General features: G+C 70.5%; 12 protein-coding genes and 1 rRNA gene. 5 read left to right on the top strand and 8 right to left on the bottom strand.

Features of this window, described 5'->3' with window-relative positions; all coding sequences use genetic code 11:
• On the bottom strand, window positions 1–267 hold a 267-nt coding region (locus ACU6RU_RS15775; protein ID WP_446727029.1), incomplete at its 3' end, for a class II aldolase/adducin family protein.
• A 157-nt stretch (window positions 268–424) separates the two neighbouring features.
• Window positions 425–1,432: a LacI family DNA-binding transcriptional regulator gene (locus ACU6RU_RS15770; protein WP_446727028.1), complete on the bottom strand. Its 1,008-nt coding sequence runs from the start codon at window positions 1,430–1,432 to the stop codon at window positions 425–427.
• A 186-nt stretch (window positions 1,433–1,618) separates the two neighbouring features.
• On the opposite strand from ACU6RU_RS15770, the gene ACU6RU_RS15765 reads away from it, so the two are divergent.
• On the top strand, window positions 1,619–2,131 hold the full coding sequence (locus tag ACU6RU_RS15765) for a hypothetical protein (protein WP_446727027.1): 513 nt from the start codon (window positions 1,619–1,621) through the stop codon (window positions 2,129–2,131).
• Between the two features lie 12 nt (window positions 2,132–2,143).
• On the opposite strand, the gene ACU6RU_RS15760 is transcribed toward ACU6RU_RS15765, so the two are convergent.
• Window positions 2,144–3,475 carry a M20/M25/M40 family metallo-hydrolase gene (locus ACU6RU_RS15760; protein ID WP_446727026.1) on the bottom strand — a complete coding sequence of 444 codons (1,332 nt, stop codon included), beginning with the start codon at window positions 3,473–3,475 and terminating at the stop codon, window positions 2,144–2,146.
• Window positions 3,476–3,526: 51 nt separating this feature from the next.
• Here ACU6RU_RS15760 and ACU6RU_RS15755 point away from each other — a divergent pair, with 51 nt between their 5' ends.
• Window positions 3,527–4,540 (top strand): Gfo/Idh/MocA family protein, encoded by a 1,014-nt coding sequence (locus tag ACU6RU_RS15755; protein ID WP_446727025.1) that lies wholly within the window; start codon window positions 3,527–3,529, stop codon window positions 4,538–4,540.
• A 6-nt stretch (window positions 4,541–4,546) separates the two neighbouring features.
• On the opposite strand, the gene ACU6RU_RS15750 is transcribed toward ACU6RU_RS15755, so the two are convergent.
• Window positions 4,547–6,073 carry a CitMHS family transporter gene (locus tag ACU6RU_RS15750; RefSeq protein ID WP_446727024.1) on the bottom strand — a complete coding sequence of 509 codons (1,527 nt, stop codon included), beginning with the start codon at window positions 6,071–6,073 and terminating at the stop codon, window positions 4,547–4,549.
• Between the two features lie 154 nt (window positions 6,074–6,227).
• Here ACU6RU_RS15750 and ACU6RU_RS15745 point away from each other — a divergent pair, with 154 nt between their 5' ends.
• Complete coding sequence (locus ACU6RU_RS15745; RefSeq protein WP_446727023.1) at window positions 6,228–7,913, top strand: ATP-binding protein; 1,686 nt, start codon at window positions 6,228–6,230, stop codon at window positions 7,911–7,913.
• Window positions 7,910–8,563, top strand: a complete 654-nt coding sequence (locus ACU6RU_RS15740; RefSeq protein WP_446727022.1) for a response regulator — start codon at window positions 7,910–7,912, stop codon at window positions 8,561–8,563. The genes ACU6RU_RS15745 and ACU6RU_RS15740 overlap by 4 nt, the downstream gene beginning before the upstream one ends.
• On the opposite strand, the gene ACU6RU_RS15735 is transcribed toward ACU6RU_RS15740, so the two are convergent.
• Complete coding sequence (locus tag ACU6RU_RS15735; protein ID WP_120265334.1) at window positions 8,542–8,937, bottom strand: DoxX family protein; 396 nt, start codon at window positions 8,935–8,937, stop codon at window positions 8,542–8,544. The two genes, ACU6RU_RS15740 and ACU6RU_RS15735, sit on opposite strands and share 22 nt — an antisense overlap.
• 68 nt (window positions 8,938–9,005) lie before the next feature.
• Here ACU6RU_RS15735 and ACU6RU_RS15730 point away from each other — a divergent pair, with 68 nt between their 5' ends.
• The gene (locus ACU6RU_RS15730) at window positions 9,006–10,133 is read left to right on the top strand and encodes a class I SAM-dependent methyltransferase (RefSeq protein WP_446727021.1); all 1,128 of its coding nucleotides are present in this window, start codon (window positions 9,006–9,008) and stop codon (window positions 10,131–10,133) included.
• Between the two features lie 6 nt (window positions 10,134–10,139).
• Here the strand turns inward: ACU6RU_RS15730 and ACU6RU_RS15725 are convergent, their stop codons facing one another.
• From ACU6RU_RS15725 to rrf, 3 genes are all read right to left on the bottom strand, one after another.
• A complete protein-coding gene (locus ACU6RU_RS15725; RefSeq protein WP_446727020.1) occupies window positions 10,140–11,162 on the bottom strand; it encodes a 1-aminocyclopropane-1-carboxylate deaminase in 1,023 nt (340 codons plus the stop codon).
• A gap of 25 nt (window positions 11,163–11,187) precedes the next feature.
• Window positions 11,188–11,844, bottom strand: coding sequence for a GntR family transcriptional regulator (locus tag ACU6RU_RS15720; protein ID WP_446727019.1), 657 nt, complete (start codon window positions 11,842–11,844; stop codon window positions 11,188–11,190).
• A 100-nt stretch (window positions 11,845–11,944) separates the two neighbouring features.
• Window positions 11,945–12,046 (bottom strand): 5S ribosomal RNA (gene rrf / locus ACU6RU_RS15715); the annotation flags it as partial.

Genomic DNA, 12,046 nt, shown 5'->3' with positions numbered 1-12,046 from the left:
CGGCGACCGATCAGCACCCGGCGTACCCGGCACCACACGGCCATCCAGATCACACACGATCATGTTCTCCGGAGCCAACTCGTCATACGACACCCCCGACGGCTTGATCACGAACAGATCAGCCCCCGGAACCCGCCCCGACACGTTGCCGCCGGTCCACACGACCAGCCCGTAACGCACCAGCTCCGCGTGCAACGACGCCACCTCGGCCCGAACCCGCGCTACCGCGACTTCGACCTTCACGCCGTCGACGTACTCGCTGCTGATCGCTGCGTTGCGTGCCACTCGAGTGCTCCTTCGCCCGGCCACCATCGGCGGGCCTCGATCGTGTGACAGTCAATGTGACCGTTCACATTGCGACACTATAGCCAGGGTCGGAACCGGGGTGTCAACTCCCGGCGTGTCTCGGATCGATAACGACGACTCAGCGCCGCGGACCGGTCGAGGAACGCACGACCAGTTCGGGAACGAGTACGGCCGGGTCCACCTCGCCCGAGCCGTGGCCGAGCAGCAGGTCCACGCAGCGGCGGCCCAGCTCGGCGAAATCCTGACGCACCGTCGACAGGGGCGGCCAGAAGTGCGCCGCCTCGGGGATGTCGTCGAACCCGATGATGCTGATGTCGCGGGGGCAGTCCAACCCCTCGTCGCGGATCGCGTGCAGAAGCCCGAGCGCCATCTGGTCGTTCGACGAGAAGATGGCCGTGAAGTCGCGCACCCGCAGCAGCTCGCGGCCGGCGTAGTAGCCGAACTCCGCGGTCCAGTCCCCCAGCACCGGAGCGGTCGTGGGGATGTCGGAGTCGCTCATCTCCTCGAGGAATCCGCGCATGCGGGCTTCGGCCTCGATCCAGTCCTGCGGACCGGCGATGTGGTAGATCGACCGGTGGCCGAGCTCGATCAGATGCCGCGTGGCCAGACGAGCGCCGGCGATCTGGTCGACCGAGAGCGCGTGCCCCGGATCCACCTCCGTCGATTGCAGCGTGACGTAGGGGATGCCGATCGGCTGCGCGGCGAGGGCGCGGAACACGCGCACCTGCGGCGCGATGACGACGAGCCCCTCGACTGCCTGGGCCACCAGGTGCGCGAGACCGGCCTGGATCGAGCTCGGTTCGCGCGCATCGACGTTGGCGGTCGAGACCCAGTAGCCGCGCTCGCGGGCGGCGGCTTCGATCGCCGCGATGGAGGATGCCGGCCCGTACTGCGTCGCCGATGACGTCAGCACGCCGATGGTGTGCGACCGGCTCGTCACCAGGGCACGAGCGGCGCGGTTGGGGCTGTAGTCGAGCTCCGCCATCACGGCGAGCACGCGCTCCTTGGTCTCGACGCGGATGCTCGGGTGATTGTTGAGGACGCGCGACACCGTCTGGTGCGACACACCGGCCAGTCGCGCGACATCGCGAATGCTCGGGCGACGGCCTGCAGCGTCCTCGCTCATGCTTCCTCCGGCCCGATGCGCACGGTCACATCGGCTCGAGCCCATTATGCACCGCGAGTTTCGAAAACACGCGGTCGAGGGAATGTGACAGTCACACGGGCATGCGGAGGTGGTGTGACAGCAGGCTTCCGCGTCACACGACCGACGCACCGCCCCGGCGCTCCCTCGCCGCCGTATGCTGACCGCATGTCCGACCTGGCGCGCTTCCTGCCTCTGAGCCACCGGTCACCGGATGCCGACGCCGCGGCGCCCGCCGACCGCCGGGTCCAGATCGCAGCCGTCCTCACGCTCGCGGCCGCCGTGCTCGACGCGCAACCCGACGACCGTCGCCGGCGATTCATCGACGAGGCCGGGCTGACGGGCGACGACGGCCGCGCTTCCCTCACCGACCTCGCCGACGCTGTCGTCCGCGGCCGACGGCGCTCCGGCCGCGATCTCACGGCCGTCGCGCGCGCGTACCTCCGGCTGCCGGGCGAGCGGCCGCCGCTGCCGTTCGACGTCGCCGGGACGGTCGCGCTCGCGGCCTCGACGAACGCGCCGTTCGCGCGACGCGCCGCGATCGCCGGGCACACCGTCCGTGCGACCGACGCCGGGTGGACGTTCGGGCGCGGCCCGGAGATCTCGGCGAGCGCCGACGACATCGTCGCGTTCCTCACGGGCGTCTCCGACGTGCCGCCGAGACGCAGTCGGGTCAGCTGAGACGCAGCCAGGTCAGCTGAGGCGCAGCAGGTCGCGGTAGAAGCCGATCCCCCGCAACCAGACGTCGACCCGGATGCGCTCGTCGTGAGCGTGGAGGGCCTCACGCTCGGATGCCGTGAGGCGGAAGGGCGCGAAGCGGTAGACGTTCTCGCAGATCGCGGTGAACCACCGGCTGTCACTCGCCCCGAGCTGCAGATACGGAGTCGCGACGACATCCGTGCCGAGGGCGGACCCGACCGCTGTCGCGACGCGCCGCCACCCCTCACCCCGCCAAGGAGACACGGGCGACGGGTCCGAGCCGTGGCGCACCTCGATCTCGATGTGGGGGTCGGCGATGGCTCGTCGTGCACGCTCGGTCGCCGCGGCGACGGTGTCGCCCGTGAGCAGGCGGATGTTGACGGCTGCGCGGGCGGTCGTCGCGAGCACGTTCTCGCCGTCCGCGCCGCTGAGTTCGGTCACCACCGCGGTCGTCCGAACGAGGGCGTTGGTCTCGGCGCCGAACCGGGGCAGGGCTCGGGCGAGCAGGGCCCCGGTGACGGCGAGGTTCGCGAAGACGAAGCGGAAAGGCTCGCGGGCGAACGGTGCGAGGGTGCGGAACATCGCGCGTACCGGTGGCACGAGTCGCATCGGAGCCGGATGACGGTGCAGCCGGTCGATCGCCCGCGCGAGTCTCGCGGTGGCGGGGAGCCGCGGCGGCGTCGACGCGTGACCTCCCGCCTCGCGGGCCGTCAGATCGAGGGTCATGACGCCTCGCTCGGCGACGCCGATCATCGCGGTCTCGACCTCGACACCGGGGACGGCGCCCGACACGACCGCGCCGCCCTCATCGAGCACGAGGGCGGGCCGGATGCCGCGGTCCCGCAGCACCTCGACGACCGCGGGCGCGCCGAGGCCGGCCACCTCTTCGTCGTGGCCGAAGGCGAGGTAGACATCGCGCGCCGGCCGCCACCCCTCGTCGACGAGGGCCTCGACGGCCTCGAGGATCGCCACGAGCGAGCCCTTGTCGTCGATCGCGCCGCGGGCGTGGATCGTCGCCTCCGCGCCGTCGCCGGTGAGGACGGCATCGAACGGCGGGTGGGTCCATTCATCGGGCACGACGGGAACGACGTCGTAATGCGCCATGAGCACGAGCGGGGCATCGGGGGCCCGGCCGGGCCAGCGGTAGAGCATCGCGTGCTCCCCCACCAGCTCGAGCTCGAGCTCGGAATGCACACGGGGATAGAGACGACGGAGAGTCTCGCGGAAGCGGCTCAGGTGAGCGGCATCCGATTCCGCAGGCGCGGCATGCGAGACGGTCGGGATCCGCAGGAGCTCGCGGAGGCGTTCGACGGCGGCGGTGTCCACGAGGCGAGCCTACGCCGCGCGGGTCGCCGCCCCGCTGGCTAGGCTCGCCTCATGACGAACGAGACGACGTCCGGCACATCGCACGCCGGCCTGCGATGGGGCATCCTGGCCACCGGCGGCATCGCCCACGCATTCACCCGCGACCTCCGCACGGCCGGCCGCGAGGTCACCGCCGTCGGCTCGCGCACACCGGAGTCCGCGAGCCGCTTCGCCGACGAATACGGCATCCCCCATGCGCACGGCTCGTACGAGCAGCTCGCGGCGGATCCCGACGTCGACATCATCTACATCGCCACCCCCCATCCCGGCCACCGCGATGCTGCCGCGCTCGCGATCCAGCACGGCAAGCACGTGCTGGTCGAGAAGCCCTTCACGCTCAACCGCGACGAGGCCGTCGCGCTGCGTGATCTGGCCGCCGACGCGGGCGTCCTCGTCATGGAGGCGATGTGGACCCGCTACCTTCCGCACATGGTCCGTCTGCGGGAGATCGTGGCTGCCGGCACGCTCGGCGAGATCCGCACGGTGTTCGCCGATCACACGCAGCGGATCTCGGACGACCCCTCTCATCGCCTCAACGACCTCTCGCTCGGCGGCGGCGCGCTGCTCGATCTCGGCATCTACCCCGTGTCGTTCGTCTGCGACCTGCTCGGGCTTCCGACTCAGGTCCGCGCACTCGCCCGGCTGATGGAGACGGGCGCCGACGCCGAGGTCGCCACCGTCATGACCCACCCCTCGGGCGCGATCTCGACGACCGTGTCGTCGTCGCGCGGCGCCGGCCCCAACACCGCTCACATCGTCGGCTCGGAGGCACGCATCGAGGTCTCGGGCGTCTGGTACGCCGCCACCGACTTCCGCGTCGTGTCCCACGACGGCACGGTGCTCGAGGAGTACCGGTCCGAGATCGAGGGGCGCGGCATGCAGTTCCAGGCGCTCGAGGCCGAAGCGCTCATCGCCGCAGGACGCATCGACGGCGATATCCTGCCGATCGCCGAGACCGTCGCGATCATGGGCGTGCTCGACGACATCCGCGATCAGATCGGTGTGCGCTACCCGCAGGAAGGCTGAGCGTCCTCAGGCGGCGAAGGGCACGACGCCCACGAGCACCGCGACGGCGAGCATCACGAGCGACACGATCGCGGCGCGCCACAGCACCTTCTTGTGGTGGTCGCCGAGGTTGACATTGGCCAGCGACACGAGCAGCAGGATGGCGGGCACGAGCGGGCTCTGCAGGTGCACCGGCTGCCCGGTGATCGATGCACGCGCCATCTCGACCGGCTCGATCCCGTAGGTCGCGGCGCTCTCGGCGAGGATCGGGAGGATGCCGAAGTAGAACGCGTCGTTCGACATGAAGAACGTGAACGGGATCGACAGGACTCCCGTGATCACGGCCAGGTGAGGTCCGAGCTGCGTCGGGATGACCTCGGTGACCCACGAGGCCATCGCCGCCACCATCCCGGTGCCGTTGAGCACACCCACGAGCACGCCGGCGGCCAGCACCATCGAGACCACACCGACGATCGAGGGTGCGTGGGCGACGATCTCATCGGCCTGCTGCTTGAGCTTGGGGAAGTTGATCACGAGGGCGAGAGCGGCGCCCACCATGAAGACGTACGCGAGCGGGAACAGGTCGAGCACCAGCAGAACCATCACCACGAGCGTGAGCGCGAGGTTGACCCACACCAGGCGCGGACGCAGCGTCGCACGATTCGGATCGAGCATCGTGTCGGCCATGGCGGTGTCGCGCTCCTCGACCCACTGCGCCGCCGGAACGGGCTTGCGCCCACGCACGGTCACGACGTTGCCGGTGCGCAGTGTGGCGAGGGCGCCCGGACGAGGGTCGGCGCCGCGGAAGAGCTTCGGCCCGCCGAGCACGCCGTCTCCCCCGCCGAGGCGCGAGGTGTCGATGCTGCCGGCGAGCCGGTGTCGCTCCGAGAGACCGAGGAACCAGGCGAAGGTCAGCGAGACGACGATGCCGGCCGCCAGGGAGGGCAGCATCGGCACGAAGACGTCGGTCGGCTGCAGCCCGAGCGCCGACGCCGCCCGCACGGTCGGCCCACCCCACGGCACGATGTTCATCGTCCCGTTCATCAGACCCGCGACGCAGGTGAGCACGACGGGGCTCATGCCCAGCCGCAGGTAGATCGGCAGCATCGCCGAGGTCGTGATGATGAAGGTTGTCGAGCCGTCGCCGTCGAGCGACACGACGGCCGCGAGCACGGCGGTGCCGAGCACGACCTTCGCGGGGTCGTCTTTCAGCACGCGGGTGATCACCCGGATGAGCGGGTCGAAGAGCCCCACGTCGATCATGATGCCGAAGTACATGATCGCGAACATGAGCAGGGCGGCCGTCGGCGCCATGCTCGTGATGGCGTCGATGATCATGTCGCCGAGCCCCAGCCCCGCGCCCGCGAAGAGGCCGAAGGCGGTCGGCACGAGGATGAGGGCCACCATCGGCGTGAGCCTGCGGGTCATGATGAGTGCCATGAAGGTGAGCACCATCGTGAACCCGAGCGCGACGAGCACGCCCTCGGGCGGCAGGAACGCGAGGTCGTAGGCCTTTTCGTCCGCGGCGGCGGCGAGGATGGCGGGGATGGTCATGTCGACTCCTTCGTCGGCGGCTGCACGGACCAGCGGTGCGATCGGTCGAATCTAGGCCGCGCTGCAGGCGACCCGCGCGCTTGAGAGCATTCGGGTGACTTGAGCGCGTAGCGTGTGTTCTGCGCATTCTGCGCGCGAGAGCACAGGAGGTCGGATGCGGTTCACGACGCGACTCTTCCTCGTGCAGCTGGCCGTCGTCGCGACGGTGCTGCTCCTGTGCACCGGGGCGTTCGCCGTGATCGCGGTGACACAGGTGCGAAGCGCCGCCGAGGAGAACGCCCTCAACATCGCCCGCTCCGTGGCCGCGGCCCCGGAGGTGCGGGCCGCCGTCGCCCGGTGGTCCGACGACCCCGGCACGCCGGCTGCCGCCGACCTCGTCGACGGAGCGCTGCAGAGCACAGCCCTCGCCGTCGCGGAGCGGACCGACGCGCTCTTCGTCGTGATCACCGACGACCACGGCATCCGCCTCGCCCATCCGAACGCACAGCGACTCGGTGAGACCGTGTCCACCCCCTTCGATCGGGTTCTCAGCGGTGCGGAGGTCGTCGACTGGGAGGTCGGGACCCTCGGACGCTCGGCACGGGCGAAGGTGCCCGTCCTGCCGCCCGGCGGCGGCGGGCCGGTCGGCGAGGTCAGCGTCGGCTTCGAAGAGGGAAGCGTGCTCGACGACCTGCCCTCGGTGCTGCTCGCCATCGGCGTCGCCGCGATGCTCGCGCTCGGCGTCGGCGTAGCCGCGGGCTCGGTGCTGCGGCGCCGCTGGGAGAAGACGACCCTCGGGTTGCAGCCCGAAGAGCTGACGGCCCTTGTGCAGCAGCAGAGCGCGGTGCTCGACGGCATCGGTGACGGGGTACTCGCCCTCGATGAGACCGGCGTCGTGCGGGTCGCCTCGGAGGCTGCTGAGCGACTGCTCGGTCTCGACGGCTCTGTGGGACGGCCGCTCTCCGCGCTTGCGCTGCCGGACACCGTCGTGTCCGCGATCAGAGAAGGAGTGCCACTGCACCGCGTGGTGGTCGGGCACCGCGTGCTGACCGTCGACGTGCATCCGGTGCGACACGGTGGCCGCGAGCTCGGTGACGTGGTGATCGTCCGGGATCACACGGATGTCGCCGAGCTCGATGAGCAGCTCTCTTCGGTGCGGACCGTGACGGGGGCCCTGCGGGTGCAGCGGCACGAGTTCTCGAATCGCCTGCACGTCGCCGCGGGCCTGATCGACGCCGAGCGGGTCGCTGACGCACGGGCATTCCTCGACGAGCTCCTCGAGCGGGGCAGCGTGGCCACCGCCGTCGCACACATCGAGCGGATCGACGATCTCTTCCTGCAGGCCCTCCTCGCGGCGAAGGCGAGCGAAGCAGCCGCGCGCGGTGTCAGCGTCGCCGTCGGTGAAGACACGCTCGTCCTCGGCGAGCTGGCTCGCGTGGAGGACGCGGCCGCCGTCATGGGCAACCTCATCGACAATGCCGTCACCGCCGCCGCCCGCGGCTCCGAGCCCCGCTGGGTCGAGGTCACTTTCTTCGGCGACGGCGACGCACTCGTCACGACCGTCGCCGATTCGGGGCCTGGCGTGCCGACGGGCCGAGACGTCTTCGCGCCGGCCGCGGAGCCGGAGGACGACCGGGTCCGCGGACGCGGAATCGGCTTGCCGCTCTCACGCGAGCTGGCGCGCCGTCTCGGTGGCGACGTGTGGCTGATCGACCCCGGCGGCCAGGCGCCTGCGGCATCCGGAGCCGTTTTCGCGGCGCGACTGCCGGGCGTGCTCCGCGCCCCCGCCCGCGACGCCAGAGACACCACTGCCGACACGACCGATACCACCGCACCCCGCCCCGAGGAGGACGGCTCATGACCACGACTGCCCCGCTGCGTGTCCTCGTCGTCGACGACGACTTCCGCGTGGCGGACCTGCACCGCGACGCCGTCGACTCGGTGCCCGGGTTCCGCGCCCTCGAGCCGCTGCGGTCGGTCGCGGCGGCGCGCTCGGCGATCGCGGAGCACCGTCCCGATCTCGTCCTCGTCGACAACTACCTGCCCGACGGCGAAGGAGTCGAGCTCGTGCGCTCCATCGACGTCGATGCCATCGTCCTGTCGGCCGCGTCCGACGCCGAGACGGTGCGGCGCGCCCTGCGTGCGGGCGCCATCGGCTACCTGATCAAACCGTTCGATGCCCGCGCTCTCCGCGAGCGTCTGGAGCGGTACGCACGCTTTCGCAACGTCCTCGACGCCGTCGAGCTGGAGCAGGACGACATCGATCGCGCACTCTCCATCGTTCACGGCGGCCCCGCGACGACGACCCGCTCGGCGACCGAGCAGATGATCCTCGCCACCCTCGGCGATCGAGAGGCCTCGGCCGGCGAGATCGCGGCCGAGTGCGGCATCTCACGAGCGACGGCGCAGCGCCATCTCGCGACGATGGCGGGCCGCGGCGTCGTCGACGTCAGATTGCGTTACGGCTCGACGGGGCGGCCGGAGCATCGCTACGCCGCGTCGCGCGGCTGACGGGTCGACCACCACGCCCACGCCACGAGCACCGGCTGGAAGAACAGCCGCACGAAGCGACGACGATCCGTGTCGAGTCCGAAGGCACTCCGTCCCTTGCGCCACTGATCGACGTTGCCGGGGAAGACCGCGATGAAGAACCCCGCGAGCAGTGCTCCGATGCGCGAACGCTCGCGCGGGAGCGCGAGGAGCGCGAGACCGAACAGCGCCTCGACGGCTCCGGACGCGACGACGACGCCGTCCCGATCGATCGGCAGCTTCTCGACAACGACATCGGGCACCTGCGCTTGGAAGTCTCGCCGCGCCCAGAACAGATGGCTCAGTCCGGCGAAGATCATGGCACCGGCGAGCAGCCGGCGAAGCAGGGTTCTCATGCCTCCAGTGTGCGCTCCTCCCGCCCGACCGTCGAACCCTTGCGATACGCCCCGCTAGGCTTACCCGGGTGTCCGGCGCGCTCGATCTCTCACTTCTCCGCCGCTGGCCCGACGTCGAGGCGCCCGGTCTCGTCGCCGCCGATTCCGCCGACCGGCTGATTCTCGACGAGTCCGCGTCGGCTCGCGCCACGACGGGTCCCGGCGAGCTCACCGTCATCGGTGACGGTTACGGCGCGCTCACGCTCGGAGCGGCCGATGAGGGCGCTACCGGCATCCGCGTCCACCAGGACCCGTTGAGCGGCGAGGCCGCCCTCGCCGCGAACGCGGAGCGTCTCATGCCCGACGCCCGATTCGCCTCACTCCCCCTCGACACCGCGCTCGTCGCCGGCGCGCGGACCGTGCTGCTGCGCCTGCCGCGATCGCTCGATGCCCTGGCAGACATCGCCGCCACGATCGCCGCCGCCGCCGCCTCACCCGATGTCGTCGTCTACGCCGGTGGCCGTATCAAGCACATGTCACTGGCCATGAACGACGTGCTTCGTGGAGCTTTCGAGCGGGTGGACGTCACGCACGCGCGGGGGAAGTCACGGGTGCTGATCGCGCGGCGGCCCCTCGCTGACTCACTGCCCGAGGCTCGCGCGGCGCGCATCGACGGCCTGGAGATCCGGGCCTTCGGAGGCGTCTTCGCCGGTGCCCGCGTCGACATCGGTACCCGGCTGCTGCTCGAGAACCTCCCGGCGCCCACTGCGGGTGGCACCGCCGAAGACCCGTGGATCGACTTCGCGTGCGGCACGGGCATCGTCGCGGCGACCTGGGCGACGCGCCATCCCGCCGCCCGCGTCTACGCGTCGGATCAGTCGGCCGCCGCCGTCGCCTCCGCAGACGCCACCATGCGCGCCAACGGCGTGTCCGACCGTGTCGAGGTCGCTCGCGATGACTTGCTGTCTCGCCGCGCCGACGCGAGCGCATCCCTTATCGCGCTGAACCCGCCCTTCCACTCCGGCGCATCCGTGAGCGACCGAGTCGCGCCGCGCCTCTTCCGCGACGCCGCCCGCGTGCTCCGCCCCGGCGGCGAACTCTGGTGCGTGTGGAACTCGGCCCTCCGCTACCGCTCGGAACTCGAACGCATCGTCGGCCCCACGCGCCAGATCGCTCGTGACCCGAAGTTCACCGTGACGGTTTCGACGCGGCGCTGACGGCACTCAGTGGTAGCGGCCGCTGTATGCGTTGATCGCCTGCTGCCCGCCCAGGTGTGCGTAGAGCACGTTCGACGCTGCCGGGATCTCGCGCGATGAGACGAGGTCGATCAGACCCGCCATCGACTTCCCCTCGTAGACCGGGTCGAGGATGACGCCCTCGAGACGTCCCGTGAGGAAGATGGCCTCGTCCGTGGACGCGACAGGGATGCCGTACTTCTCGCCTGCCCATCCCTCGAGCACCTGGATCTCGTCATCACGCAGCTCGCGGCCGACGCCGATGAGTTCCGCCGTGCGGCGTGCGATGCGCTCCACCTGGTCGCGGGTCTTCTCGATCGTCGCCGACGCGTCGATGCCCAGGACGCGACGCGGACGGTCGCCGAAGTTCGCCGCGAGGTCGGCGAAGCCCGCCACCATGCCGGCGTGGGTCGAGCCGGTCACGGTGCAGACGACGATGGTGTCGAAGAACACCCCGAGCTGCTCCTCCTGCTGACGCACCTCATGAGCCCAGTTCGCGAACCCGAGCCCGCCGAGGCGGTGGTCGCTGGCACCTGCGGGAATCGCGTAGGGCTTGCCCCCCGCCGCCTCGACGTCGGCGATCGCTTCCTTCCACGAATCGCGGAACCCGATGTCGAAGCCCGCGGGTGAGAGCCGGACATCCGCGCCCATCAGCCGCGAGAGCAGGATGTTGCCGACGCGGTCGTTGACCGCATCCGGCCAGTCGACCCAGTTCTCCTGGACGACGACGGCTCGCAACCCGAGGTGGGCGGCGACCGCCGCGACCTGACGCGTGTGGTTCGACTGGATGCCGCCGATGGACACCAGGGTGTCGGCGCCCTGCGCGAGGGCGTCGGGCACGATGTACTCGAGCTTGCGGGTCTTGTTGCCGCCATAGGCGAGACCGCTCGACACGTCCTCGCGCTTGGCCCAGATGCGCGCACCACCGAGATGGGCGGAGAGACGATCCAGCGGATGGATCGGGCTCGGACCGAAGGTCAGCGAGTGGCGGGGAAAATCGGCGAGAGACATCGGTACTCCTGCAGTCGGGTGGAGCTCAGGCGGGATCGGGATGGGTCAACAGGCGCTCGAGGGTCAGCCAGTTCTCACGTGTCGCGGACGCGGCGGCATCGACATCGCCCGCAGTGCACAGCTCGACGATGCGCGCATGCGCAGAGACGGAGTCGCGCCCCGCAAGACTAGAGAAGCGTGCGCGTTCGAGCCGCCGCAGCAAGGGCGTCACCTGTTCGAGCAGAGTGCCGAGCAGCGGGTTGGCGCTCGCATCGACAGCCACCCGATGGAACTCGTCGTCCGCAGTGACGGCGCCCTCCACGTCGCTCGCCCGCAGTGCCTCGGCGAACCGGGCGTTCGCGGCACGCATCGCATCGAGATCCGATGCCGTCAGCTGGGGCACGGCCTCACGGACAGCGAGCTCATGCAACGCTGCGGCGATCCGCTGCGCCGACAGGGCCTCGCGCTCGTCCAGCGGCGCGACCTCGGTCGCCTTCGCACGTCGCGTCCGGACCAGCCCCGCGACTTCGAGCCGGGCGATCGCCTCCCGGATGGGGGTGCGGCTCACACCGAGCCACTCTTCGAGCTCACTGTCGCGAAGCCGGGCGCCGGGTTCCAGCCGGCCACTGACGATCGCATCGCGAAGCGCCGCGTACGCGTGGTCGCGCAGGGACGCGGGACGGGCGACGGGAGCTAGCGACATGCAATATATTGCACACCACCGCCGACGAACAGTCAAGTCCAGCCGCACTGAGCGCACGAAAAAGGGCCACCCAACATTGGGTGGCCCTCTTACGAAAGAAGTCCGGCGGTGTCCTACTCTCCCACAGGGTCCCCCCTGCAGTACCATCGGCGCTGTGAGGCTTAGCTTCCGGGTTCGGAATGTAACCGGGCGTTTCCCTCAC

It is taken from the genome of Microbacterium sp. F1-18 (assembly GCF_052921305.1).
Note: the sequence above shows the minus strand (reverse complement) of the source record. Positions and strands in the feature narration are given on the sequence as shown.

Bases quoted from the DNA above. Each gene is read 5' to 3' on its own strand.
- ACU6RU_RS15725 (WP_446727020.1), bottom strand. From the start codon at position 11,162: ATGTCTCTCGCCGATTTTCCCCGCCACTCGCTGACCTTCGGTCCGAGC.
- ACU6RU_RS15720 (WP_446727019.1), bottom strand. From the start codon at position 11,844: ATGTCGCTAGCTCCCGTCGCCCGTCCCGCGTCCCTGCGCGACCACGCG.
- ACU6RU_RS15750 (WP_446727024.1), bottom strand. From the start codon at position 6,073: ATGACCATCCCCGCCATCCTCGCCGCCGCCGCGGACGAAAAGGCCTAC.
- ACU6RU_RS15770 (WP_446727028.1), bottom strand. From the start codon at position 1,432: ATGAGCGAGGACGCTGCAGGCCGTCGCCCGAGCATTCGCGATGTCGCG.
- ACU6RU_RS15735 (WP_120265334.1), bottom strand. From the start codon at position 8,937: ATGAGAACCCTGCTTCGCCGGCTGCTCGCCGGTGCCATGATCTTCGCC.
- ACU6RU_RS15740 (WP_446727022.1), top strand. From the start codon at position 7,910: ATGACCACGACTGCCCCGCTGCGTGTCCTCGTCGTCGACGACGACTTC.
- ACU6RU_RS15755 (WP_446727025.1), top strand. From the start codon at position 3,527: ATGACGAACGAGACGACGTCCGGCACATCGCACGCCGGCCTGCGATGG.
- ACU6RU_RS15765 (WP_446727027.1), top strand. From the start codon at position 1,619: ATGTCCGACCTGGCGCGCTTCCTGCCTCTGAGCCACCGGTCACCGGAT.
- ACU6RU_RS15745 (WP_446727023.1), top strand. From the start codon at position 6,228: ATGCGGTTCACGACGCGACTCTTCCTCGTGCAGCTGGCCGTCGTCGCG.